The following is a 24,999-nucleotide window of genomic DNA, read 5'->3' as shown; positions in this document are numbered from 1 at the left end:
CACTGGCAAAAAATGTATTTATAATATATTTATAATATTTGAAAGGGTTGAGATTATGATAGATAGTAGATTACATCTTTTAGTAAGAAATAGTAATAATTTAGAGAATGTTAAATCTAGTTACTTAGCTGGAGTTTTCAAAAGATGTAGTGCTTTGACTTTAACATTAAAAAATCTTGAAGCTGATGTAGAAAAAATAAATATTTGCATAGATATAATCAAAAGCAATTCTAGCATATTTTCTAATTTCAGAGGAAATAACCTATTGACTACAGCAGTTAACCTATCAATACAAGATAATCCAGAAGAAAGTTTCAAAGAAATCATAGAAATATACGAAAAATTAAAATATCATTTCCTAAACAATCAATTTTTAGTATTAGCATCTCAAATTATATATAATTATAGAAATGATAAAAATACAGATGAAATAATAGTCACCACTCGAAGAGCATATGATTTAATGAAGGAAAATCATTTATTCTTAACAGGGCAAGAGGATATTTGTTCAGCAGCTTTAATTGCTACTACTTGTGATGACTTAGATAATGCTTTTTATAACATGGAAAGATGCTATCAAATCTTAAGAAATAATGGATTCTGGAAAGGAAATAATCTTCAAGCCTTAACTCACATTCTCTCATTATTTGAAGGTGCTCCTGAAGAGAAATGTAATAAAGTCATTTTATTAAATAATATTTTAAAAAGAAGTTATACTCATATTGATAGTTATTCTTTACCCATTCTAGGAGTGGTAGCACTAACAAATTCTGATTATAATACCTTTGCAAAGGATCTTGAATCAGTAAATAAATCACTAAAAAGGCATCACGGATTTGGAAACTTTTCATTAGGTTCGTCGTTAAGAAATATTATATCTGCTTCCCTTCTTTCAGTAGAGTCACTTGAAAATAATGATGATGCTCTTAGTTATAAGGTTATAGAAACTACTAAGAGTATTTCATTAAATATAGTAATGATTATGCAAATAGCAGCTGCTAGTGCAGCTACTTCAGCTGCTGTAGCTACATCATCTTCTAGTAACTAAAATTAAAGCCTTAAAGTTTAATCTATAAACTTTAAGGCTTTGTTCATACCATCTTCTCCGATGATAGTGTTATTGAAAATTGACTTCGCGTTCTCTCTAAAATCTTTAGGTTCATTCATTGCTGGACTAAAATGTGTCAACAATAACTCTTTTACATCACTATCTTTAGCAATTGTTGCTGATTCTCTAAATGTCATATGCTTATTTTTAATAGCTTTATCTAAATCTTCATCATTTCCATAAGTTCCTTCACATATAAATAAATCGCTATGTTTTACTAAATCTATAATCTTATCATTTGGTCTTGTATCTGTTATATAGCTCAATTTTATTCCTCTTCTTTCATCTCCAAGAACCATTGAACTATCATACATAACCCCATTAAATTCAACATTTTCTTCTCTTTGTAGTTTACTCCATAAAACTTTAGGAACATTCATTTCTGTTGCCTTTTCTAGATTAAATTTTCTTTTTCTTTTAAGATATAAACTATATCCAATACAAGGTGATGAGTGATCAAGTTCTTCTGTATTAATTATAAGATCAGACTTATCTTTTTCAGATAGTTCTATAAAATTTTTCTTAATAATAAAGGATAATTCCCTTGGATTTTCAACAATATCTAGTTTATATGGTAAGTATGGAAATAATACACTTAATCCTTTTATTACATCATTAATTCCTTTAGGCCCTATGATAATTAAATTTTCCTCTCTTCCGCTATTTCCAATGGTGGAAAGGAGTCCAGGCAGCCCAACTATATGATCTCCATGAACATGGGTAATTAAAATTATATCTATTGCTTTAAAGCCTAAATTATTTTTCCTTATTGCAACTTGAGTTCCTTCACCTACATCTATTAATAACTTTCTACCATTTATATTAATAAAAAGAGATGACAAATGTCTATTTGGCATAGGCATTCCTCCACCACATCCAAGCAAAGTCAAATCAATCATATTATCAACCTCATTATTAAATTTAATGGGCTGCCTAAGGGCAACCCAAAATATTATTTAGCAAGTTCTAAAGCAATTTCCATCATATCAGTAAAACTTTCTTGTCTTTCCTCTGGAGATGTTTCAATACCTTTAAATACATGGTCAGAAATTGTAAGTATAGATAAAGCTTCTACTCCATACTTAGCAGCAAGAGTATATAACTCAGCTGATTCCATTTCTACTGCTAAGCATCCATATTCTGCCCAAAGGTTAAGTCCTCCTACATTAGTATCATCATAAAACAAATCTGAAGATAAAATATTACCTACCTTTATATTTAAACCTTTTGCTTTTCCCTTATTATATGCTTCTAATAAAAGATCAAAATTTGCAGTTGGTGCATAATCCATTCCTAGGAATCTTCTATTATTAATTCCTGAGTTAGTAGATGCACTTTGTGCTAAAACTATATCTCTTACATTGACATTATCGTTTATTGAACCAGCAGATCCAATTCTTATAAGTCTTTTTGCTCCATAAAATCTTATAAGCTCGTTTACATAAATTGAATGTGATGGTAATCCCATTCCTGTTCCTTGCACAGATATTCTCTTTCCTTTATAAGTTCCTGTATATCCATACATTCCTCTTACAGTATTATAGCAAACAGGATCTTCCAAATAAGTTTCTGCTATAAATTTCGCTCTTAACGGATCTCCAGGTAATAATACTGTTTCAGCTATAGCTCCTTCATCAGCCATTATGTGTAAATGCTTTGCCATATAAAATTCTCCTTATCAATAAATTTTAAATCTATAGTAATATTTACATTGTAAATATCTACATTAATTATATACTTTTATAGAAAAATTAAAAAGTGCAACTAGTAATATTATTTACTAATTGCACTTAAAAATACTAATAAATTGGACTTGAAGTTATACTACTATCATTATCTCTTGGTGCATAAATATTTACTTTACCAAAAGACTCAGTATTAATAGTATATACATCTGTTTGAGGATTTCCTAATATTTCATAAGATAATCCACCATATCTAGAGGGTGCTAAAGAACCTACTTCATTTCCTATTATAGGAGCTTTAGACAACGGATAAACTCTCCAACTAGGAACAATATTTTTTAAATTTAAATACTTTTTATTGACACTGTTTGATGGTGAACTTCCACCATATAATGGACTAGCTGTTATTGTACTATCTTTATCTCTTGGAGCATAGATATTTACAGTTCCATAACTTGATGTATTTATTGTATATACATCAGCTTGAGGATTTGCTATTATCTTATATGATAGTCCTCCAAAATTAGAAGGTAGAATAAAGCCAACTTCATTTCCTACTGTTGGTGCCTTTGTTGTTGGGTATACTCTCCATCTAGCAACATGACTTAATAGATTTAAATACTTATTTGCATTGTTACTAGGATTAGTTGGAACTTGTGGTGTACTAGGAATTGTTGAAGAAGTACCTACAAGTCCTTTTACTATAGCTGTAGATATTTTGTCTGGATTATAAATAGACATATCACTAGAGTCAATAAAACATGTTTCAACAAGCATTGATTTTGCTACTATGCTTCCAACTAAAGCTAAGGCTGATCCATCTTTTACTCCTCTATTTACATATCCTATATTACTCATTTCAATTAATATTGCTACTGCTTCACTTAATTTTACTCCATTTTTAGTATATATTTCAGTTCCTCTACCTCCACCAGCATTTAAGTGAATCGAAACTGAAATATCAGGCCTTGCAGCATTCGCAGCACTTATTCTTCTACTTAAACTATTAGAAACACTACTAGCGTAATCTGGTGATACTACAATAATAGTATGTCCCAATTTTTCAAGTTTAGCCCTTACAGCTTTTCCAATTTCTCTAGTTAATAGTTCTTCCCTATAACCATTTGCTGATGCTCCAGTATCCGGCCCTGATAAGCAATGCCCGTAATCTAGTACTATTTTCATACTAATCACCTCTCTACATAATATGCAAGCTTCATAGTATTTGTTATTATAAATTGTTTATAATCCCCCTAAGTGTACCAATCATATATAAAGATCCTGAGGCTAAGATTAAGTCATCTTCATTAGCTTTAGACTTAGCATAATTAATTGCATCTAAATAATCATCAAATGCAACACAATTATCATTATATTTTTTAACTATATTTCTTAAGTCCTCTGCTCCTTCGGCTCTTACTGAATTTGCAGTTAATGTATAAACTTCAGTGGCTAATGGTGCTAGCACTTTAACCATCTTCTCAACTTCTTTGTCAGATAATATACCTAGAATTAAATAAAGCTTGTTATATATAAAGTATTCATTTAAGTTATTTTTTAAAAATTCTACGCCTGAAATGTTATGTGCTCCATCAACAACTATATACGGACTCTTACTTAGAACTTCTAGTCTTCCATTCCATCTTACTTTTTCAGCTGCACTTTTCAATTTATTTATATCTAAATTTATATATTCTAACATCTCTAACTGTTTCAACGCTTCAATTGCTAAAGATAGATTTATAATTTGATGCTTTCCTAATAATGATAAGTTTAGCACTTCATCTTTATCTTTTATCTTAACTGAAACTTTTTGCGATATATTAACATCATTATTTATCCCTAAGAACTTATAGTTATTCGGATTAGCTATTATTAACTCTGACTTTGAACTAATAGCCTTATTTACAATTACCTTCATTGCTTCTTCTTTTTGATTACAAGTTACTATAGGTATATTACTTTTAATAATACCTGCCTTTTCATTAGTTATTTCTTCTATTGTATTACCTAAAATATTTGTATGATCTAAACTTATTGATGTTATTATAGATAAAATTGGTGTTAAGACGTTAGTAGAGTCTAACCTTCCGCCAAGCCCAACTTCTATAACTCCAAAATCAACATTGCTTCTATATAAATAAAGAAACATTAAACATGTTAATACTTCAAATTCAGTAGGATGATTAAATCCCTCTTCAACAACTTGCTCTACATAAGGTTTTATTTCATTTATTAAACTTACAAAATCTTTCTCCCTTATGTTTTCCTCATTAATTCTAATAGTTTCTTCAATCTCTTCTAAATGAGGTGAATTAAAATATCCGACTTTATACCCATGTTCCATTAGAATTCTTCCTAATAGTGCAGATGTAGAGCCTTTACCATTAGTACCAGCAATATGTATTAGTTTTAATCTTTTATGAGGGTTTCCAATTAACTCTAACAATCTCTCTGTTCTTTCAAGACCATAATTTGATCCTAATACACGTAACCTTTCTAAATATTTTAATGTCTCTATATCCTTCATCTTTGCTTCATTCCTTTTACTTCATTTACTATATGATTTAAAAATTTTTCCATTGTATCATTAATTCCTAAATGACTTAACATCCTACTACCAACTGCATCTTCAAATTCATTAAATAGAATTTCTCCATTTTTTAATAGTAGAAAATCAATGCCACCATAATCAATATTTAAGTTGTTTAAAATTTTATTAATAATTCTTTCTTCCTTAGTTGAATAGTTATAAATTTCTACACTACCACCCTTTGTAAAATTAGAAACTAAACTATCCTTCTTAGGAATTCTAATTACTGCATGTTCAATTTTATTATTAATTATATAAAATCTTATATCTCCAATATAATCTTCAATATATTCTTGATAAACATTTCTACTAAAGTTCAAATTATTTAAATCTTCTAATATTCTAATATTAGTCCCACCATGACCATTTTTAGGCTTCTCAATTATATTTTTACTTCTATCTATCTCGCGTAAACTACTATATACTTTTGGGTATTTAAGTCCTAATGTTTCTATATAATCATAGGCAATTAATTTATCATTACCTAAAATACAAAATTTATAATCATTAAAAACCCTAACGCCATCTTCCTCAAGCTTATATGTAATATTAAAATTTCTAGACCTATTTATTGCAAATAAAAAATCTGTAGAAATCTCATTAATTTCATCTTCAAGAAACAGTCTTATATTTAAGCCTTTTTTCTCCGCTTCTTCTATTAACCAATTTATGTAGGATAAATTTTTATTTAAGTCCTCTCTACTATAAATAACAATACCTTCTATCATGCAACTTCCCCTAATATATACTCTAGTATTTTTCTCCCAAAACTCTTTCCCCAAAGTTCTTCAAAGCTTAAGAAATTTAAATTAGAATTTACTTCACAAAGAATTGGCTTATTATTTTCACCAAATAATAAATCAACACCTGAAAAATCTAACCCTAGAGCCTTATGCGCTTTTAATGCTAACTTTTCCTGTTCTTCTGTTAAATCTATTAATCTACCTTTTCCCCCCTGGGTAATATTTGCCCTAAAGTCAGTCTTAGACTCCCTAAGCATAGCCCCTATTACTTTATCACCTATAATATTTACTCTAATATCCCTACCATAACTACTTTTGACATTCTCTTGAATTATGAAATCTATATTTTTCTTGTTTAATTCAGTAACCTTATTAATAAATTCTTCCCTATTATTTATAAGATAAACTTGCATACCAAAAGAACCCATTGATTCTTTTATTATCACACTTTCACCTAAAGACTCATAACATTTAACTAGGTAATCTTCACCGTTAAGTGAGTAATCGAATATCATAGGTGATAAAATAGTTCTAGGCATACTTATATTAATATTTGAAAGTACTAAATGCATTAATCCTTTATGATCGCAATTCTTAATTGACTCACTTGAATTAAAGACTTTAAAGCCCATTTTTTCAAGATGCTTAGCAAGTAAAACATCTTTATCCCAGAAAATTATAAATTTAGGCTCTTCTAAGCTTTTTAAATATATTAATTCTGCCTCGCCACTTTTTGAATACACAGGAATTATTTCCGTATTTTTAACTGCTTCCAATTTAATATTTAGCTTCTTCCCCTCTTCAACTAATGAATCCACTAGCTTTAATATTTTAGGAACATTTAAAGTTCCATTATAAATTATCCATCCTGTCATACTAAACCAACTCTCTTATTATGTAGTATTTATTAACCTATTTTTATCACTTTAAAAATTCTTTGTCAACCTTTATACTATTATTATCTTAACATATACAAAGGAGACAATTATGAATGATTTAAATGAAGTACTAAAATTAAATTTAAATAGTATATCTATTTACGAAATAAATGAAGAAAAACTTATTGAATTAAAGAATTGTGATTATTATTTGAAAAATAATCTTTACTTTTGGCTTGCTAATAAAATCAATTTATTTGAGGATGAAAATAGTAGCAAAGAACTTGCCTATGCTCACTATTTAATGTCTTATTATATTTTTATAGTATTAACACCTTTATGCTATGAAGAACTAGCATTTAATCACATAAAGAAAGCTTTAAAATATGATACCAATATAAAATATAAAGAATGGATTCTAATATTTTCTACACTGCCAACTAGTTATTTAAAACAATATGATGCTATAAAAATAGCTGAAGAAGTAGCTAACGAAGATCCAACAAGTACATTAGCCAATACTATTTTACAGATGTTTTAATATGAAAAAGTAGACTATTAAAATATATTTTCCCCGTAGAAATACTAAAAAATTAATCAAACCTTACTCAAAAAAATCTATTTTTCAGACTATCTTTTTCTATAAATTATTAAAGTTATCTACAGATTTATATAAACATAATTTCCTAAATAAAAAAACTCCCTACAAAGGGAGTTTTCTTGTAAATTTAATTAAAAGTAATTTGGTACAAATTACATCCTTAATTCTTCATTATTCATTTTTAATTTTTCATTAATTAAGCGCTTCTATTCTTACTAAAACAGCCTCTAACATTTCTTGATACTTTTCTCTCTTTTCTTTTTCACCATCAATTACTGCTTGAGGTGCTTTAGCTACGAATCCTTGGTTAGAAAGTTTCTTATCTATTCTTTCTACTTCACCTTCTAATTTCTTCTTTTCTTTGTTTAATCTTTCAAGTTCCTTTTCTTTATCTACTAAATCAAGTAAAGGCATAAATAACTCTCCACCTTTAACAACTAGTGATACAGCATTTTCAGGAACTTCATTTTTATCATCAATAAATGCTACTTCTGATGCAGATGCTAATTTTTCTATATAGTTAACTCCTGCAGTAAATGCTTCTTTAGCTTCAGTTGTAGTATGAGCTATAACTTTAGCCTTTCTTGAAGGTGGAACATTCATTTCTGCTCTAACATTTCTTAATCCCTTAATTGCTTCAATTATAAAGTCCATATCTTTCTCAGCTTTTTCATCTTTTAGAGCTTCATTAACTTCTGGCCAGTTAGAAACAACTATTGATTTTCCATCTGTTAAAGTAGTATAGATTTCTTCAGTTATAAATGGCATTACTGGATGTAGAAGCTTAAGTCCAGTTTGTAATACTGTATTTAAAACATTATAAACTATTCCCTTGGCCTTTTCATCTTCTCCGTATAATACTCCCTTAACTAATTCTATATACCAGTCACAGAATTCAGTCCACATAAAGTCATATACTTTTTGAAGAGCAATTCCTAATTCATATTTTTCCATGTTTTCAGTAACTTCACTAACTAAAGTATTCATTCTTGAAAGAATCCACTTATCAGCTAAACTATATTCAGTGCAATCAGAATACTTTTCCATTACTTCCTTATCAAGATTCATCATAACAAATCTAGAAGCATTCCACATCTTATTTGCAAAGTTTCTAGCAGCTTCAACTCTTTCAGGAATATATCTTATATCATTTCCTGGAGAGTTACCTGTAACTAACATAAATCTTAATGCATCAGCACCATATTCATCTATTACTTCTAGTGGATCTACACCGTTACCTAATGATTTACTCATCTTTCTTCCTTGAGAATCTCTAATAATTCCATGAATTAATACAGTATCAAATGGAGTTTCATCCATGTTGTGTAATCCTGAGAATATCATTCTTGCAACCCAGAAGAAGATAATATCATATCCTGTAACTAAAACATTAGTTGGATAGAAGTATTCTAAATCCTCAGTTTTATTTGGCCAACCTAAAGTTGAGAAAGGCCATAATGCTGATGAGAACCAAGTATCTAATACATCTTCATCTTGATGTAAGTGTTTTGAACCACACTTAGGACAAGTCTCTGGTGCATCAATTTCTACTATCATTTCTCTACAATCATCACAGTACCAAACTGGAATTCTATGTCCCCACCATAATTGTCTTGAAATACACCAATCTTGAATGTTTTCCATCCAGTTAAAGTATATCTTGTCAAATCTTTCAGGAACAAACTTAGTTTGCTTATTTTTAACTATATCTATAGCTGGCTTTGCTAAAGACTCCATCTTAACATACCATTGTTTTGATATAATTGGCTCTATAACTGTATTACATCTATCATGAGTTCCTACATTATGAGTATGAGGCTTAACCTTAACTAATAGTCCTAAATCTTCAAGATCTTTAACCATTTGCTTTCTTGCTTCATATCTATCTAAACCTTGATACTTACCACCTAATTCATTAATAACTCCATGGTCATCCATAACTCTAATTTGAGGTAGATTATGTCTAAGTCCTACTTGGAAGTCATTAGGATCATGAGCTGGCGTAATTTTAACAGCACCAGTTCCAAATTCAATATCAACATAATCATCTGCAACTATTGGAATTTCTCTATCAGTAAGAGGTAATTTTATTGTTTTACCTACTAAATGCTTAAATCTATCATCATTTGGATTAACAGCTACTGCAGTATCTCCAAGTAAAGTTTCTGGTCTTGTAGTTGCTATTTCTAAATATCCGCTACCATCAGTTAATGGATAATTAATATGCCAGAAGAATCCATCTTGCTCTTCATATTCAATTTCAGCATCTGAAAGTGCTGTAGAACACTTTGGACACCAGTTAGTTATTCTATTTCCTTGATATATTAAACCTTCATTATATAATTTAACAAAAACTGTTCTAACAGCCTTATTTAAATTTTCATCCATAGTAAAGGCTTCTCTTGAGAAATCGCAAGAAACACCCATCTTTTTAAGCTGATTTCTTATAGTTCCTCTATATTCATCTGCCCATTCCCAAACTTTTTCAAGGAATGCTTCTCTACCCATTTCTTTTTTAACTAAACCTTCTTTTAAAAGTTCATTTTCAACCTTAACTTCTGTTGCAATTGAAGCGTGATCTTGTCCTGGAAGCCATAAAGTAGAATATCCTTGCATTCTCTTAAATCTTATAAGCATATCTTGAAGTGTATTATCAAGAGCATGACCTAAGTGAAGCTTACCAGTTATATTTGGTGGTGGCATAACAATTGAAAAAGGCTTTTTATTTTTATCAATTACTGGTGTAAAATATTTTTTTTCTTCCCAAGTTTTATAAATTCTTTCTTCAAAGTCTTTTGGGCTATAAGTTGTCGCTAAGTTTTTCTTTTCTGACATATCTCTTCCTCCTATTAAACATACTAATATAGTTAGATTTAACTTTTTAAACAATAAAAAAAGAGCCTTCATCACAAAAGGACGAAGTCTCGCGGTACCACCTTTTTTCTTAATATATAAATATATTAAGCTCTTTATAAAATAACGGCTAAGTCAGCCGCCTTTACTTACTTAGTTTCAGTAAAGATGCTCAAAAGCTACCTTCAGGATACTTTAATATAGAAGGCTTTCAGCCCATGACCTTCATTCTCTTAATATACAGTACTCCCTACTCCTCTTTATCAACGCTTTTAAAATATGATTTTTAAGGCTATATTATACCATATTGTTGTTTTTGTCAATAATATAAAACCACTTACTCTAAATATAATTTTCTATAAATTAAAATTTCAATCAATTATATCTTTATAACTAGCTCTTATGATATTTCAATCAAATTAGTAATTGTTAAATAATATTAAAAAAAGGAGCTAAACTAGCCCCTTTTTTAACTAAAAGTTTTTGGTGTAAATTCATTATCCTTAACCTTTGGTTCTCCAAAAGTAGCTTTTACACTTTCTACTTGAGGATTATGATTTATATGCTTCTTATTACTATTTTTAGGCTTTTTACTCATTTCCTTCACCTCCAAGCTATATACTTAGATTATGTAAAAGAAATATTATTATGTATTAACCTTCTATCCAATTAATATCTTTCATAAAATCATGAACGTAATCTTCACTCATATTAGGATTAATAGTATCTTCATGTATTATTGTAATTATTGACATTGCTATTGCATATTTAACTGTATCAATTAAAGATAAATTATTTAAATATCCATAGCCAATACCTGCTACAAATGAGTCTCCGGCTCCTGTTACATTTTTAACTGAAACTGCTGAGGTTTTAAGCTTTCCTTCTTCAGTATTATTTTTGTAATATATTCCATCAGAATCTAAACTTATAAATACATTCGTTACTCCTTGATCTAAGAAGTAGTCACAAGCTCTCTTTAAATCTTCATCATTATTTATCTTAAATCCACAAAGAACTTCTGCCTCTAATCTATTAGGTTTTATTGTATGAAAATACTTTACTAGATGTTTTATCTTACTTGCTTTTGTAGCTGATACAGGGTCCAAAATAAATTTGGTATCTTTTGAGTATTTTTTCAAAATATGCTCCAATAATTCTGGATGATCTGAATCTACCACCATATATTCAGCATTTCTTATTATTTCTGCTTTAGTATCAATAAAGTTTGAATCAATTTTATTTAAACACTCCATGTCTACTACAGCGGATTCCATTTCACCATTTTCATTTAAAATAGCCATATATGTAGGTGTATACTCATTTTCTAAAATAAGAGAATGCTCCATGTTATATCCTATTTCTTTAGAGTTATTCAAGATGTTCTTACCTTGGTCATCTCCCCCTAAAACAGATATAAAGCTAGTATTAACATTAACTCTCGCTAAATTTTCTGCTATATTTCTGCATACACCACCTAAAGAAATTTTAATATTTCCAGGTATTGAATCTCTACTATTATATTTTTTTCTGCTAAAACCTATAATATCAACAATCGATGCCCCTAATACTAATATATATGGATCATTTTTATACATATCATCTCTCCCACTCTTAAAATCCATTAAAAAAAACATAAATCCATTATATTAAATAAGCCCAAAAAAATAAAGTTATTTTTAAAAATTTTGTCGAATTTAAAAATTTAATATTTACGTATAAAATTCCCATTTTACAATCACTGACATATATTGAATATTACAAAGAATTTATGGCAATAATTTAATTAAAATATTCTTAAGATGGAGGATTTTATGAATTATTTTAATGAAGGAAATATGTACTATAATATGAAAGATTACTTAAAAGCAATAGATTATTATAATTTATCCATTCAAAATGAAGAAAATGTTGCTTGCTCATATTACAACGCAGGAGTTTGTTATATTAAAATAAGAAACTTTGATAAAGCTATACTTTTTATAAAAAAAGCAATACTTATTCAACAAGAAAGTAAGTATTATTTTAACCTTGCTTACTGTTATGCTATGAAAGAAAATGTAAAAAAAGCACTTATTTACTTTAATATAGCTTGGTCTTTAGACTCTACTGATACTGATTGTGAAAAAGCAATTAATTTAATTATGGCAAAGAATAAAAAGTGGGACGTATCCAATTAAAAATTCCAATAATATAAGTTTTTTCGACCCTAAATCAAAGTCGACTAACTGATATTATTGGAACTTTTTATATTAATCATCTGATATATTAACCTTTTTCTAATTTAAATTTAAACAGGTAAAAACATATCTCATTATATTTCTAAACTGTTAAATCTATACTATTTTTGATTGTATTTTAAACATAAAATTTTATCTACAATTTAAACTGTCGCACAATATAGAATTAAGCATAAATAATAAAAAATTAATGAAAAAACTCCCGAAGGAGTTTTGAAAAGAAGTTAATTTTAGTAATTCTGAAAGAATTACATCCTTAATTGTTCATTATTAATTATTCATTTTCATTTGGCTACTTGTAGACACTACCATTCTCCTGCAATTTCTGCATTTATATGATCTTTATCAAAATCCTTATTATCGAAATAGTCTCCTGATATATAAAAGGTTGGATCTACATTAATCCATACTCCCTCATCCGCAAGGTAAGCTTGATTCCATGCATGAGGTCCATAATTTTGACCATCAAAGGCATCTCCAGTAACTATTCTGCTTCCTATTCCTACAGCCCTTGACATTGCAACATATAAACAAGCATAATCAAAACAAATACCACGTCTTGTATTAAAAGCCTCTAATGCTCCACTATTAGTTACACCATCTCTACCTAAAGCTTTTTCCGCTTTATCAAAATCATACTTTACGTTAGATCCTATCCAAGCATAAAGTCTTTCTGCTTTTTCCCTATCTGATTTGGCACCTGAAGTTATTTCTTTTGCCTTTTTATCTATTTCTTCTGAGGATTTAATACCATCTTCCAATGTAACTCCATTATAATAAATTATAATATTTGAATTAGTAGGTATGTAGTCTTTAAAATCATTGTAGGATAAAACAGGCTTATTAACTGATACTATTTCATTAAGCTTACTATAGCCACTAATATCATTAAAAATATCTATGCCTGAGGATCTTCCGAAAGTATAATTATAAGTTATAATCCCCATAAACATAATTAGTATTACTACTAATCCCTTTAAAAATCCAAAAACGCTAGAGAACAAAACAATTCTTATTTTACCTTTACTTAATAATAATTTATAAGCCTTGCAAAGAGGATCACTAAGTAAGGATAATATAAAATAAAATATAGCTTGAATTATTACAAAAATAACTCCTAAAACTAATGCTTTTACTATATTATTATTAAGTATTGAAAACTCTGGATTATTACTTGCAAATTTCAATATAGCTAAATAAATATCTTCTAAATTTAATAACATAATTAAAAATGTAATAAAAATAGAAAAATAATATATTAATCTTTTTAAAGAATATACTGCACTTTCCTCTTCTAAGGAACCTTGAATACTATCTTTTATTGAAAAAATCAATAAAAGACCACATATTATATATGGTAAATATTCCAGCATAATACTCTCTCCTTTATTTAAATATCTTCTTGGTTAGTGATCTTTTTTACAACATAAGAAACTGTATCGTAATTGTATCCCTTAGATAATAAAAATCTATATAATTTCTGTGATAGCTTATATTTGTCATCTTCTCTTTTAGAAATCACATTATATTTTTTTATCGCAAGATTATAAGCATTATCTCTTTCATCTTCATCGTCTATATTAGAGATACTGCTTTCTATAACATCTTCACTTATACCTTTCCTAATTAAATCATACTTTATCTTACTTTTTCCTTGAGTTCTATTTTTATCTTTTATATAAAGTTTAGCGTAATTATTATCATTAATAAAACCATACTCTTTTAAAAACTCTATAGACTTTTCAATGGAATGCTTATCGTAGCCTTTTAGTATAAGTTTATCTTTTAGCTCCTTCTCACTTTTATAAGCTTTTTCAACAATTCTAAGAGCCGCATTTTTACATTTTAAATAATTATCTTTTTTAGCAATGTCCTCTATTCTTTCAACATTCACAGATTCGTTAGTCTTAAGTCCTTCTTTATAGACTAATTCACTATCTAATGAAAAGGCGTATTCATGATCTACATATATATTTACTCTATTTTTATTTCTCTTTTGGACTTCTATTTTTGTTATAGTATTCATAATTATCTCCAATTAATTAAGATCTTAGTATATGAATTGTAGGATTATCTAGTACCTTTTTTGAAACTTCATTAATTTTATTTATATCTAATGTATGAAGTTTTTCCATATCTTCTACAAACTCATAAAAGTTTTCTCCATCTAATCCTTGATGAAGTATATAATTGCATAATTCAGCTGGATCTTCTAAAGTTGAAATCACAGCAGTCTTATGAACTTTCTTCATAAGTTCTAAATGTCTTTCTCCTATTGCAAGCTTTCCACTTTTAACTGCTTCAATAGTTTCATCTATAGCTTCAATTGCAGAACTTAAATCTTCTTCCGCTACAGCAGTATAGATATATAAAGTCTTAACGTTATTAGTCATATCTATACTAGTATAAATATCATAAGCTAGTCCCCTATTTTCTCTAATCTCCCTAAATAATAAAGAATTAGAACTTTCTCCTAGTCTATGGTTTAAAATTCTAAGAGGTAACTCTAAATCTTTATCTAAGTTATGAAAAGTATATAAATAAACTATAGTGTTTTGTTCTATATTACTTTTTTTAGTTGTAACTAAGACAGGGTTATTATCTTCTATTATAATATCTTTATGATTAATTTTACCTTTTTCCCAATTAGAGAAAACCTTCTTTACTTCTTCTAAAGCATCATTATGTTCATAAGAAGATACAATAGTAATTATTGAGTTATTCGGAATATAATATTTATTATAAAAACTTAAAAGTTCTTTTCTCGAGTAACTCTTAACATTCGCTTCTAATCCAGCTACATCATACTTTAAAGGACTTTTATTAAAAGCTACTTCATTAGTTCTCTTAAAACTCAAATCTTCAATATCATCCTTGCTAGTTCTCATTTCAGCTAGGATAACTCCTCTTTCCTTTTCTAGCTCTTCACTGTTAAATTCTGGATTTTTAATCATATCTCCTAAAATCTCTATTGCTTTTTTCAATTCCTCTTCTAAGCAGCTAACAGTGTATACAGTTGAAGTATAATCAGTATAGGCATTATACTCTCCCCCTAAAAATTCTAGTTCATCATTAAGTTCTTCGTAACTTCTAGTTTTGGTTCCCTTAAATAGCATATGCTCGATAAAGTGACTTATACCTCTTTCATTATTATCTTCATATAATGATCCTACTTTTATTCCTATATTTATTGCAGAAATTTTAGTATCTTTTTTTATAGTAATAACTTCTAACCCATTATCTAAAAAATGTTTCTCAACATCAAAATTCAATTTAAACATCCATCCACCTATCCTTCACATTACCTTGTTTAAGTATAATATGAATCATTCAAAAATATAATACTTTTATTATATCTGTCTTTCACATAATTATCTACCTTAATAATATCTTAATATTAAATAATAGCTTTTATACTTTACCATATAATTTATCGCATTTATAATTATAGATAAGATTATTGTTTTAGGAGGCTTTTATGAAAAAGAATATCTTATTAATTGAGGATGAAACTAGAATTAGATTTCTTCTTAGAGACTACTTTTTTAAAGAAGGTTTTAATGTTATTGAAGCCTGTGATGGTGATGAAGGACTAAACTACTTTATGAATAGTAAAGTTGATTTAGTTATATTAGATATAATGATGCCAAGGGTTGACGGAATTACTGTCCTTGAAATGATAAGAAAAGTTTCTAAAGTACCAGTAATACTTTTAACTGCAAAAGGTCAAGAAGAAGATAAACTATTTGGCTATGAAATGGGTGCTGATGATTATATGACTAAACCATTTTCACCTAAGGTTCTTGTTGCTAAAGTAAAGGCTTTACTTAAGAGAACTTCTGAAGAGACCTTTTCTAATGTAAATGATTATAACGGTTTAACTATAAATAAATTATCTCATGAAGTAAAAGTAAATGATGAAATTATTAACTTATCACCTAAAGAATTTGAGTTGCTATCTTATCTTGCTGATAATGAAGGTATAGCTCTCTCTAGAGATACAATACTTGATAATGTTTGGGGGCTTGACTATTATGGAGATTTAAGAACCGTGGATACAAATATAAAAAGACTAAGAGAAAAACTTGGTGAAAAATCTACTTATATAATTACAGTAAGAGGAAGTGGATATAGGTTTGAAGCAAAAAAATAAATTTACTATCTCAAAGAAAATATTTATTATAACTTTCGGTCTTATATTTATTGTTTTAATCTTTAGCATGTTATTTCAATATATATTTTTTGAAGACTTTTATTTAAGAAAAAAAATTAATGATTTAGCTAAGGATTCAGTTGAATTTACTCAACTATATTCTTATCAAAACACTAATAGAATTTTAGGTACTGCCATGTCTAACTTTGAACAAGACACAAATTCTAAAGTAGCTATTTTCACATTAGATGGTAGACTTAAAGCTATACGCGATCCTAATGCATCAGCTGAAGAGCTTCAAACCTTTGCAGCCTTCTGTGAAGAGTTAATTAATGATGATAAGTTAATGAATGATGTATTATCTTCTGGTAAACCACAAGCTAAAGTTTATGATAATAAGTACACTAAATCTACTAAGATTGGTGTTTTAACTCCAATGTCATTAAATAGTAAAAACGATTCTATTTTTGTAACAGTATCATCAATGCAGCCAATTAATGAGGCCACAGTTGTAATTAAGGAGTTTTACTTCTATTTATTTTTAGGATTTAGTATTATTGGGATAATCTTATCTTCAATATATGCTAATTTAATTTCAAAGCCTTTAGTAAATATAAATAAAGTTGCAAAAAGGATGTCAGCAATGGATTTTAGCGCAAAATGTGATGTAGAATCTGATGATGAAATTGGAGACTTAGCCACAACGCTAAACTTCTTATCTTCCACTCTTAAGAACACCTTAGAAGACTTAAAATATAAAAATAAAAAACTTGAGGAAGATATAGAAAAAGAAAGAAAATTAGAATCTATGAGAAAAGACTTTGTAGATAGCGTTTCTCATGACTTAAAGACCCCTATAGGTATTATTGAAGGTTATGCTGAAGGTTTAAAAGATGGAATAGCAACTGGTGAATCAGCATCTCTTTATCTAGATACTATAATAGATGAAGCTAATAAAATGAATAAACTCGTTTCAAATATGCTTGAACTTTCTAAATTAGAAGCTGGAATTTCTAATATACTTATAGAAAGATTTAATATTTTAAGACTTATTCAAAAGCTAATAAAAAGCTTCTCTTTAGAATTTGAAGCTAATAATATAACTTTAGATTTAATATCAGATTTTGAATACTGCTATGTTATTGGCGATACACTTCAATTAGAACAAGTAATGACTAATTTAATTAGTAATGCTTTAAAATATACTCCTAGAGGAGAAAAAGTTATAATTGAAGTTCTAGACAAAAATGAAATTGTTGATATTTCTGTTGAAAATAAAGGTGCTAATATACCCAATGAAGAACTTTCTAAACTATATAACAAATTCTATAAACTTGATAAGGCTAGAAATTCTTCTCAAAGTAGTAATGGTCTAGGTCTAGCAATAGTAAAAAGAATATTAACTCTGCATGAAAGTAATTATAAGTTATATAATACTGAAGATGGTGTTAAATTTGAATTTACTTTAAAAAAAGCTAACGAAGATGAAATAGAATAATTAATGTATAATTTATAATGAATTACAAAACTCTAAGGGAGTTTTTAATATTAAAATATTTTTAATGGAGCTGCTTTTACCAGCTCCATTTTTCTTTCTATTTTAAATCTATTATTTTAAATTTTTTATTTTAAAAATTAACAGTTCTTTTATAAGTATTAAATAATTATTATAAATATATTAGAATACTTAAAAGCTAACTATTTCATTAAAAATCCTTAAGTCTTTAATATTTAAAAAAGCTTTTATCTTAATAATCTTATACAAAAAAGCTAATTAATAATAAAATAATTAGAACTATATTAGAAAACAATAGAACTTTATTATATACTAAAACTGAATTTATCTTTTGCTCATCTTTATTTTCAATCATATCTGTAACTATTAATAATTGATCTAACTTACTTAATATCTCTTTATTACTTTTTTTGTAGTCATAGCCTTTATTTAAATTCTGGACTATTTCATTTTTATTTTTTAATAATTCTAATTTTATATCATCTATTACAACCTCATTATAAATTTTCTTTAGTTTATTTTTTATGTTTTCATTTAACAAATCCTCCTTTAAATAACTATCCACCTAACAATCCCTCCTCAACTAATAACATTTTTTTAGTAATTATTGAAATGTACTCAAAAGCTAATATTAAATCAAATTCATTTAAATTATCATCATTTAATATCCTTAAAATATATTTTCGTTCTCTAAAAAACTCTCTTTTTATATAATTAAATAATAAGTAAACTAAATTTTCCTCTTCCATAGATAATTCATTAAACGTATTTAACTTATTTCTTAATTCTTTATATTTTTCTTTTTCCATTTCAATTATTCTTTTACTTTCTTCCATTGCACTTTCTATATCTTCAATACTTTTATGTTCTTCTAAAACAAATTCTTTACTGTTTTTAATTAATGTAATTCTCTCATCTCTCCCTATATTTAATTCACTATAAGTATTTTCTAATGCTTTAATATTCGCCTCTATAGAAATCAAATTTCCATTGTGCTCTCTTCTTTTCTTGCGTATATATTTAAGTGTTTTTGATTTGTCTTCTATTATTCTATTAGGGGAAAAACCTTCAATATTATTTTCTTTATAATAGGTCTTAATATAGGCCTTAACAGCCTTTTCTATAAATCTATTGCTCTCTATACTAATATTTTTCTCAATATTCTTAAGCAATGTCACCTACCTCTTTCTAATAAATATATTTCTTTTAATTTTTATTTAGTTGTGGAATTAATCATATTACTTAAATATCATTAATATAAAATGTAGCTTAATACATGTGTAATACTTATTACAAATTATATATACTCTTCTATACTTATGTGTCATGATTTATATAATAATATGCTTTACCAAAACATATTATACCGATATTAAAAAATTCAAATTTCATTGAAAATCCCCCTAAAATAATAAGTCATAACACAGATTGTAACCTGTGCTATGACTTATTCATCTTATTTATCTTCTATTTTCATATTTCCAAGAAGAGCCGCAAAAGGATTATTATTAAAATCTTCTGCTTCTTTTTTCATCTTCTTCATTATATTATTTACTTCTCTTTTATCTACCTTGCCCTTTTTGTCAAATCTCTTTTCAAATTGTGATGCCTTTTCTCTAAAGTTACAGTTAGCTCCAGTACATACGTATATCTTACCATCACCATGTCCTCTAACTTCTAACTTTTTCTTACATTCTGGACATCTTGCATTAGTAGTTCTACTAACATTTTCCTTATATCCACATTCTCTATCTTGGCATACATTCATAACTCCATTTTTACCCTTTACCTCTAAAAGATACTTTCCACAATTAGGGCACTTTTTACCTGTTTTATTGTCATGAATAAATTTACTATTATCTCCCTTAATTGATTCTATTAAGGCAATAGAATAATTTTTCATTTCTTTAATAAAACTAGTATCACTCTCTTTTCCTTTACTAATAGCATCTAATCTACTTTCCCATTTTGCTGTTAATAAAGGTGATTTAAGTTCATTTGGAACTAATTCTATTAATTGTTTACCTTTTGAAGTTGGAACTATTTCTTTTCCTCTTTTTTCTATAACAAAGGAGTTAAATAATTTTTCTATTATGTCTGCTCTTGTAGCAACAGTTCCTAGTCCCCCAGTTTCATTTAATGTTTTCGCAGCTTCTTTATTAACATTTACATACTTTTGAGGATTTTCCATAGCTGATAATAAAGTTCCTTCATTAAATCTAGCTGGTGGCTTAGTTTGACCCTTATTTAAGTTAATAGAGTTTATTTTTATCTTATCTCCTTTATTTAACTTAGGTAAGACTTGCTCTTTAATATCATCATCCTTAGATGAATCTTCTATATCTTCCTTACTGTAAACTACTTTCCATCCCTTAGATTTTATTACCTGACCCTTAGCAATAAATCTTTCTCCATTTATATCTGCTACAATATTTGTTTGTATATATTCAAAAGGAGGTAGCATTACACTTAAGAATCTCTTAACTACTAAATCATAAATATTTCTTTCTTCACTGCTAAAGTTTACTGTATTTGGTTTTTTCTCTGTTGGAATTATAGCATGGTGATCACTTACCTTACTATCATCTACAAATCCCTTATGAGCATTTATTTTTCCCTTTAGTATTTCACTTGCAATACTTCTATATTGACCTACTGAAATAGCCTTTAATCTTTCTTCTAAAGTTCCTACAATATCTCTAGAAATATATCTTGAATCAGTTCTAGGATATGTTAATACCTTATGATTTTCATAAAGCCTTTGCATTATTGAAAGAGTTTGTTTTGCTGAATATCCCCATATTCTATTAGCATCTCTTTGAAGTTCAGTTAAATCATAAAGAGCTGGAGCAAATTTCTTTTTAGGTATTTCTGTAATTGAAACTACTTCTCCATCCTTACCCCTTGTTTTGTTTACTATGCTATTCGCAGCATCTTCATTAAATATTCTTCCATTATTATCTTTATTAACATAAGTTAAAGAAAAGCTATTTGCCTTAGCTAATATTGTATAGTAATCCTTTGGAACGAAGTTTTTAATTTCCTCTTCTCTATTTACTATCATAGCTAAAGTAGGTGATTGAACTCTTCCTGCTGATAATTGGGCATTATGCTTACAAGTTAAAGCTCTAGTAGCATTAAGTCCAACTATCCAGTCTGCTTCTGCTCTACAAACAGCTGCTTTATATAAATTTTCATACTGACTTCCAGGTTTTAAATTCTTAAATCCATCCAAGATTGCCTTATCTGTTTGTGAAGATATCCAAAGTCTTTTTATAGGCTTTTTAACCCCAGCCTTTTCTATTATCCACCTTGCAACTAGCTCTCCTTCTCTTCCTGCATCAGTTGCAATAACTATTTCCTCTATATCATTTCTATTTAAAAGTTTCTTAACTTCATAAAATTGCTTTGATGTCTTTTTTAAGACTGTTAATTTCATATTTTTAGGTAACATTGGAAGTGTTTCCATACTCCAAGTTTTGTATTTTTCATCGTAGCCTTCTGGATCTTGTAATCCTACTAAATGACCAAGAGCCCAAGTTACTACATATTTATTTCCTTCAATATAAGCTCCCTTATTATTGTTAGCTTTTAAAACTTTTGCTAAGTCTCTACCAACAGAGGGTTTCTCTGCTAGTACTAATATTTTTCCCATATAAAATGTCCTTTCTTTCTTTAATGTATGTGTCACACAAACAACCCAAATTAATTTTTCATTGTGAGACAGCACCATTACATTATCCTATAAGTCTATATTATATCATAAATTAGCAATAATAATGATTTAATGATATAATAACTCATAAATAATTGTGGGGTGGTTTATTATGGTAGAAATATTAAAATTAATAGCTAGTTTTATAAATGATTTACATGACAAAGTATTGGACATAGTAGGAATTGCAGGATACACTCTTAATGATAAGCAACTTCATTTTATATTTATGGCTGTAATAGGAATATTAATTTTTGCATTTACACAAATAGTCTTTAAAAAGCTTGCTAAATATAGCATAACTGCAATTTCATTTATTTACACCTTTACAGTAATGTTAGTAATAGTATTTGCAATAGAAATTCAACAAAAAATAACTAACAGAGGAAATATGGAATTTGCTGATATAGTTTATGGACTATATGGCTTCATTTATGTTTTCTTAATATATTTATTAATTAAATTAATAGTGCTAGCTATAAAGAAGGCTTATAATAAATATTCTAAAAATAGTAGTATATCAAAATAATAGTCTATGTATTCAACTTCTCAAGTTAGAAAATAATTATAAATATCATTTTATCAAAGAAATAAAAAAAGTCTTTTAGAAAAAATTTTCTAAAAGACTTTTTTATTAAATATATTCACAATAAAATATAATTTCTATTTACCAGTTTATTATTATTTATTAATCTAAAGTTCTATCCAGTAAATTAACATCTTGAAATTATTGCGAACTAAATAACAAAATTTGAACTTTAAAAATTGAATATTACGGTATTTTCAAAATATGTTATAATTAACTCGTAATTGTATTATAATGCGAAATAAAAATATATCTGATAGCATATAAATAAATAGAAACTTGACAAATGTATGGGGTGATTATGAGGATGAATGTAAGCAATGAGTTACTTATAAATTTAGATAAATTACATACAACAGAATTAGGGGTTGTGCGAATCAAAAAAAATATTTCTTTAGATGTAGATGATGTGGTTGAATGGTGTAAAAACAAAATAAAATTACCTCATGCTATCATGATACTAAGAGGTAAAAATTGGTATATTAATATAGATAATGTTATTATAACTGTAAATGGATATAGCTACACAATTATTACAGCACATAAGGGGAAAAAATGAAGTATTATATACAAGAATTAGACGAGTTTTCAATTATAGGACAAGAAATTGAACTTACAAATCTACAAAAAAGAAATATTCAAATTAGTACGAAGTTTTGGACAAAATTTAATACCAACTTGAAAAAAGCATATTTATCACAACATGGAAATTGGGTTAAATATGCTTTTACAGAAAGACGAGAGAGAAAACTATTCTATTATTGTGCTATACCAAAGAAAACAGTTGTACCGGAGGGTTTTGTATTAAAGGAAGTTAAGGCACATAAATATTTAGTTGTTGAACATATAGGTTCTATGGATAAAATTTATGATACTTATACAAAAATCTATCAAGAAATATTACCAAGTATCAGTTGTAGAGCTATTCAAAGTGATTTTTTACATTTTGAAAAATATGATTATCGTTTCAATTGGAATAAAGGAAATTCCATCATTGATATTTATATTCCAATTGAAGCTTAAATACTAATATCTAATATTTATCTAATGAACAACATTAAAGTATTGCATGGATTAAATTAAATATTAAATTAGGAAAACACCGTATTATTCAAGAGGGAATATACGGTGTTTTTTAGTGCGCAATTCAAAAATTATGCGTAAACCATCTTGGAGCGTGCAAGGTCATACTAATCATATAACTCAGGATAACACTTCTGTTAAACTATGCTCGCATAGTTTTTTCCTTCAGTGTCCGACCTTTATCTTAAGATTTTATATTAGTTATAGAACTCTATACATATTGTGTGAAAGCTGACTTGGAGCTTGCAACGTCAGCATAGTCCAATAACTCAATATAATACTTCTGCTAAACTATGCTCGCATAGTTTTTTCCTTTAGTCCAAAGCATTTTATCCTGTAGATATATTGATAATGTACTCTGTTAATATCTTATGCGTAGGTCGACTTGGAGCTTGCGACGGAGACATAGCGTAAGATATTAACAGAGTCCTAATTTCCCAATATATCTAAAGCATAGCTCCGTCGATTTTTAGGATCTGTCCGTTTATATATTTACATTTTTCACTACATAAAAATACTACTAATTCAGCAACTTCTTTAGGATCTCCAAACCTTCCTACTGGAATTTCATTTTCTAACTCTTCTCTTTCTTCAGGAGATAAGAAAGAATTCATATCTGTATCTATTACTCCAGGAGCTATTCCATTAACTCTTATTCCCATAGGAGCTACTTCTTTAGCTAAGGACTTTGTAAATAAATTTATAGCTCCTTTTGTGCTAGAATATAGTACTTCACAAGAAGCCCCAGCTTCACCCCATATAGAAGATATATTAATAATATTTCCACTTCCTCTGCTTATCATATGAGGTATAGCTTCTTTGCTTAAGTACATAGCTCCAAATACATTAATTCCAAATATATTTTCAATATTTCTACTTGAAAAGTCCATAAATAATCCCCTAAAGGAAACAGCAGCATTATTAACTAAAATATCTATTTTCCCAAAGGTCTTTATTATATAATCAATCATTTCCTTGCAAAAATCGTAATTAGATATATCACCTTTATAAAGCTTAGTATATCCACCTATTTCTTCTATCTCTTTATATGTTTCCTCTGCTGATAAGTCATCCTTTGAATAATTAATAATGACCGTAGCACCTTCTTTAATTAACTCTAAAGCTATTGCTTTTCCAATTCCTCTAGTACCACCAGTTACTAAAGCAATTTTTCCTTGTAAACTTTCCATTTTCTTCTCCTTAACTTTTTATTCTTTAGTAAATTATAAAAAGTTTCCTCTTTAA

General features: G+C 27.8%; 23 protein-coding genes and 1 other annotated feature. Of the genes, 8 read left to right on the top strand and 15 right to left on the bottom strand.

Going from position 1 to position 24,999, the window contains the following annotated elements:
- The first annotated feature begins 55 nt into the window (after positions 1-55).
- Positions 56-1,048 carry a DUF4003 family protein gene (locus tag GPX08_RS05940; protein ID WP_156625921.1) on the top strand — a complete coding sequence of 331 codons (993 nt, stop codon included), beginning with the start codon at positions 56-58 and terminating at the stop codon, positions 1,046-1,048.
- 17 nt (positions 1,049-1,065) lie between these two features.
- Here GPX08_RS05940 and GPX08_RS05935 read toward each other — a convergent pair whose 3' ends face one another.
- The 6 genes from GPX08_RS05935 to GPX08_RS05910 all read right to left on the bottom strand — a co-directional run bounded on the left by GPX08_RS05935 (position 1,066) and on the right by GPX08_RS05910 (position 7,004).
- Positions 1,066-2,007: a ribonuclease Z gene (locus tag GPX08_RS05935; protein ID WP_156625920.1), complete on the bottom strand. Its 942-nt coding sequence runs from the start codon at positions 2,005-2,007 to the stop codon at positions 1,066-1,068.
- Between the two features lie 53 nt (positions 2,008-2,060).
- The gene (gene deoD / locus GPX08_RS05930) at positions 2,061-2,771 is read right to left on the bottom strand and encodes a purine-nucleoside phosphorylase (RefSeq protein WP_156625919.1); all 711 of its coding nucleotides are present in this window, start codon (positions 2,769-2,771) and stop codon (positions 2,061-2,063) included.
- A 136-nt stretch (positions 2,772-2,907) separates the two neighbouring features.
- Complete coding sequence (locus GPX08_RS05925) at positions 2,908-3,978, bottom strand: N-acetylmuramoyl-L-alanine amidase (protein WP_156625918.1); 1,071 nt, start codon at positions 3,976-3,978, stop codon at positions 2,908-2,910.
- 46 nt (positions 3,979-4,024) lie between these two features.
- Entirely contained in the window at positions 4,025-5,323 is a 1,299-nt protein-coding gene (locus tag GPX08_RS05920) for a bifunctional folylpolyglutamate synthase/dihydrofolate synthase (protein WP_156625917.1), read from the bottom strand.
- Positions 5,320-6,114, bottom strand: a complete 795-nt coding sequence (locus GPX08_RS05915) for an ATP-grasp domain-containing protein (RefSeq protein WP_156625916.1) — start codon at positions 6,112-6,114, stop codon at positions 5,320-5,322. The genes GPX08_RS05920 and GPX08_RS05915 overlap by 4 nt, the downstream gene beginning before the upstream one ends.
- Positions 6,111-7,004 carry a RimK family alpha-L-glutamate ligase gene (locus GPX08_RS05910; RefSeq protein ID WP_156625915.1) on the bottom strand — a complete coding sequence of 298 codons (894 nt, stop codon included), beginning with the start codon at positions 7,002-7,004 and terminating at the stop codon, positions 6,111-6,113. Before GPX08_RS05910 ends, GPX08_RS05915 begins: the two co-directional genes overlap by 4 nt.
- Positions 7,005-7,116: 112 nt before the next feature.
- On the opposite strand from GPX08_RS05910, the gene GPX08_RS05905 reads away from it, so the two are divergent.
- Positions 7,117-7,548 (top strand): hypothetical protein, encoded by a 432-nt coding sequence (locus GPX08_RS05905; protein ID WP_156625914.1) that lies wholly within the window; start codon positions 7,117-7,119, stop codon positions 7,546-7,548.
- 252 nt (positions 7,549-7,800) lie between these two features.
- On the opposite strand, the gene GPX08_RS05900 is transcribed toward GPX08_RS05905, so the two are convergent.
- A complete protein-coding gene (locus GPX08_RS05900; protein WP_156625913.1) occupies positions 7,801-10,443 on the bottom strand; it encodes a valine--tRNA ligase in 2,643 nt (880 codons plus the stop codon).
- Between the two features lie 74 nt (positions 10,444-10,517).
- Positions 10,518-10,737, bottom strand: a binding site (T-box leader).
- A gap of 377 nt (positions 10,738-11,114) precedes the next feature.
- Complete coding sequence (locus GPX08_RS05895) at positions 11,115-12,059, bottom strand: kinase (protein WP_156625912.1); 945 nt, start codon at positions 12,057-12,059, stop codon at positions 11,115-11,117.
- 216 nt (positions 12,060-12,275) lie between these two features.
- On the opposite strand from GPX08_RS05895, the gene GPX08_RS05890 reads away from it, so the two are divergent.
- Positions 12,276-12,641, top strand: coding sequence for a tetratricopeptide repeat protein (locus GPX08_RS05890; RefSeq protein ID WP_156625911.1), 366 nt, complete (start codon positions 12,276-12,278; stop codon positions 12,639-12,641).
- A 365-nt stretch (positions 12,642-13,006) separates the two neighbouring features.
- Here GPX08_RS05890 and GPX08_RS05885 read toward each other — a convergent pair whose 3' ends face one another.
- The 3 genes from GPX08_RS05885 to GPX08_RS05875 are packed head-to-tail and all read right to left on the bottom strand — an operon-like array spanning position 13,007 to position 15,982.
- The gene (locus GPX08_RS05885; protein WP_156625910.1) at positions 13,007-14,074 is read right to left on the bottom strand and encodes a transglutaminase domain-containing protein; all 1,068 of its coding nucleotides are present in this window, start codon (positions 14,072-14,074) and stop codon (positions 13,007-13,009) included.
- Between the two features lie 17 nt (positions 14,075-14,091).
- Positions 14,092-14,727, bottom strand: coding sequence for a recombination regulator RecX (recX, locus tag GPX08_RS05880; RefSeq protein ID WP_156625909.1), 636 nt, complete (start codon positions 14,725-14,727; stop codon positions 14,092-14,094).
- A 16-nt stretch (positions 14,728-14,743) separates the two neighbouring features.
- The gene (locus GPX08_RS05875) at positions 14,744-15,982 is read right to left on the bottom strand and encodes an insulinase family protein (RefSeq protein WP_156625908.1); all 1,239 of its coding nucleotides are present in this window, start codon (positions 15,980-15,982) and stop codon (positions 14,744-14,746) included.
- Positions 15,983-16,179: 197 nt separating this feature from the next.
- On the opposite strand from GPX08_RS05875, the gene GPX08_RS05870 reads away from it, so the two are divergent.
- Positions 16,180-16,854, top strand: a complete 675-nt coding sequence (locus GPX08_RS05870) for a response regulator (RefSeq protein WP_156625907.1) — start codon at positions 16,180-16,182, stop codon at positions 16,852-16,854.
- A 67-nt stretch (positions 16,855-16,921) separates the two neighbouring features.
- Positions 16,922-18,352, top strand: a complete 1,431-nt coding sequence (locus GPX08_RS05865) for a HAMP domain-containing protein (protein WP_156625968.1) — start codon at positions 16,922-16,924, stop codon at positions 18,350-18,352.
- Between the two features lie 259 nt (positions 18,353-18,611).
- On the opposite strand, the gene GPX08_RS05860 is transcribed toward GPX08_RS05865, so the two are convergent.
- The 3 genes from GPX08_RS05860 to topB all read right to left on the bottom strand — a co-directional run bounded on the left by GPX08_RS05860 (position 18,612) and on the right by topB (position 22,025).
- Positions 18,612-18,935: a hypothetical protein gene (locus GPX08_RS05860; protein ID WP_156625906.1), complete on the bottom strand. Its 324-nt coding sequence runs from the start codon at positions 18,933-18,935 to the stop codon at positions 18,612-18,614.
- Positions 18,928-19,542, bottom strand: a complete 615-nt coding sequence (locus GPX08_RS05855; protein WP_156625905.1) for a hypothetical protein — start codon at positions 19,540-19,542, stop codon at positions 18,928-18,930. The genes GPX08_RS05860 and GPX08_RS05855 overlap by 8 nt, the downstream gene beginning before the upstream one ends.
- Positions 19,543-19,826: 284 nt before the next feature.
- Positions 19,827-22,025, bottom strand: coding sequence for a DNA topoisomerase III (topB, locus tag GPX08_RS05850; protein ID WP_156625904.1), 2,199 nt, complete (start codon positions 22,023-22,025; stop codon positions 19,827-19,829).
- 172 nt (positions 22,026-22,197) lie between these two features.
- On the opposite strand from topB, the gene GPX08_RS05845 reads away from it, so the two are divergent.
- The 3 genes from GPX08_RS05845 (at position 22,198) to GPX08_RS05835 (ending at position 23,694) form a co-directional block, all read left to right on the top strand.
- On the top strand, positions 22,198-22,614 hold the full coding sequence (locus GPX08_RS05845; protein WP_156625903.1) for a hypothetical protein: 417 nt from the start codon (positions 22,198-22,200) through the stop codon (positions 22,612-22,614).
- 364 nt (positions 22,615-22,978) lie between these two features.
- Positions 22,979-23,230: a DUF3781 domain-containing protein gene (locus GPX08_RS05840; RefSeq protein WP_156625967.1), complete on the top strand. Its 252-nt coding sequence runs from the start codon at positions 22,979-22,981 to the stop codon at positions 23,228-23,230.
- On the top strand, positions 23,227-23,694 hold the full coding sequence (locus GPX08_RS05835) for a transcriptional regulator (protein WP_156625902.1): 468 nt from the start codon (positions 23,227-23,229) through the stop codon (positions 23,692-23,694). The genes GPX08_RS05840 and GPX08_RS05835 overlap by 4 nt, the downstream gene beginning before the upstream one ends.
- Positions 23,695-24,200: 506 nt before the next feature.
- Here GPX08_RS05835 and GPX08_RS05830 read toward each other — a convergent pair.
- On the bottom strand, positions 24,201-24,944 hold the full coding sequence (locus GPX08_RS05830; RefSeq protein WP_156625901.1) for a glucose 1-dehydrogenase: 744 nt from the start codon (positions 24,942-24,944) through the stop codon (positions 24,201-24,203).
- Positions 24,945-24,999: the final 55 nt, after the last annotated feature.

The sequence above is a fragment of the Clostridium tertium genome (assembly GCF_902652255.1).
Taxonomy (GTDB): Bacteria; Bacillota; Clostridia; order Clostridiales; family Clostridiaceae; genus Clostridium; species Clostridium tertium_A.
The sequence above is the reverse complement of the archived record's forward strand: the minus strand, read 5'-3'. Positions and strand labels throughout refer to the sequence as shown.

Excerpts from the sequence above, each read along its gene's own strand:
- GPX08_RS05895 (WP_156625912.1), bottom strand. The coding sequence starts at position 12,059 with ATGTATAAAAATGATCCATATATATTAGTATTAGGGGCATCGATTGTT.
- GPX08_RS05900 (WP_156625913.1), bottom strand. The coding sequence starts at position 10,443 with ATGTCAGAAAAGAAAAACTTAGCGACAACTTATAGCCCAAAAGACTTT.
- GPX08_RS05885 (WP_156625910.1), bottom strand. The coding sequence starts at position 14,074 with ATGCTGGAATATTTACCATATATAATATGTGGTCTTTTATTGATTTTT.
- GPX08_RS05920 (WP_156625917.1), bottom strand. The coding sequence starts at position 5,323 with ATGAAGGATATAGAGACATTAAAATATTTAGAAAGGTTACGTGTATTA.
- GPX08_RS05840 (WP_156625967.1), top strand. The coding sequence starts at position 22,979 with ATGAATGTAAGCAATGAGTTACTTATAAATTTAGATAAATTACATACA.
- GPX08_RS05835 (WP_156625902.1), top strand. The coding sequence starts at position 23,227 with ATGAAGTATTATATACAAGAATTAGACGAGTTTTCAATTATAGGACAA.
- recX (WP_156625909.1), bottom strand. The coding sequence starts at position 14,727 with ATGAATACTATAACAAAAATAGAAGTCCAAAAGAGAAATAAAAATAGA.
- GPX08_RS05925 (WP_156625918.1), bottom strand. The coding sequence starts at position 3,978 with ATGAAAATAGTACTAGATTACGGGCATTGCTTATCAGGGCCGGATACT.
- GPX08_RS05935 (WP_156625920.1), bottom strand. The coding sequence starts at position 2,007 with ATGATTGATTTGACTTTGCTTGGATGTGGTGGAGGAATGCCTATGCCA.
- GPX08_RS05870 (WP_156625907.1), top strand. The coding sequence starts at position 16,180 with ATGAAAAAGAATATCTTATTAATTGAGGATGAAACTAGAATTAGATTT.
- GPX08_RS05915 (WP_156625916.1), bottom strand. The coding sequence starts at position 6,114 with ATGATAGAAGGTATTGTTATTTATAGTAGAGAGGACTTAAATAAAAAT.
- GPX08_RS05865 (WP_156625968.1), top strand. The coding sequence starts at position 16,922 with ATGTTATTTCAATATATATTTTTTGAAGACTTTTATTTAAGAAAAAAA.
- GPX08_RS05940 (WP_156625921.1), top strand. The coding sequence starts at position 56 with ATGATAGATAGTAGATTACATCTTTTAGTAAGAAATAGTAATAATTTA.
- GPX08_RS05890 (WP_156625911.1), top strand. The coding sequence starts at position 12,276 with ATGAATTATTTTAATGAAGGAAATATGTACTATAATATGAAAGATTAC.
- topB (WP_156625904.1), bottom strand. The coding sequence starts at position 22,025 with ATGGGAAAAATATTAGTACTAGCAGAGAAACCCTCTGTTGGTAGAGAC.
- deoD (WP_156625919.1), bottom strand. The coding sequence starts at position 2,771 with ATGGCAAAGCATTTACACATAATGGCTGATGAAGGAGCTATAGCTGAA.
- GPX08_RS05875 (WP_156625908.1), bottom strand. The coding sequence starts at position 15,982 with ATGTTTAAATTGAATTTTGATGTTGAGAAACATTTTTTAGATAATGGG.
- GPX08_RS05905 (WP_156625914.1), top strand. The coding sequence starts at position 7,117 with ATGAATGATTTAAATGAAGTACTAAAATTAAATTTAAATAGTATATCT.
- GPX08_RS05830 (WP_156625901.1), bottom strand. The coding sequence starts at position 24,944 with ATGGAAAGTTTACAAGGAAAAATTGCTTTAGTAACTGGTGGTACTAGA.
- GPX08_RS05910 (WP_156625915.1), bottom strand. The coding sequence starts at position 7,004 with ATGACAGGATGGATAATTTATAATGGAACTTTAAATGTTCCTAAAATA.
- GPX08_RS05845 (WP_156625903.1), top strand. The coding sequence starts at position 22,198 with ATGGTAGAAATATTAAAATTAATAGCTAGTTTTATAAATGATTTACAT.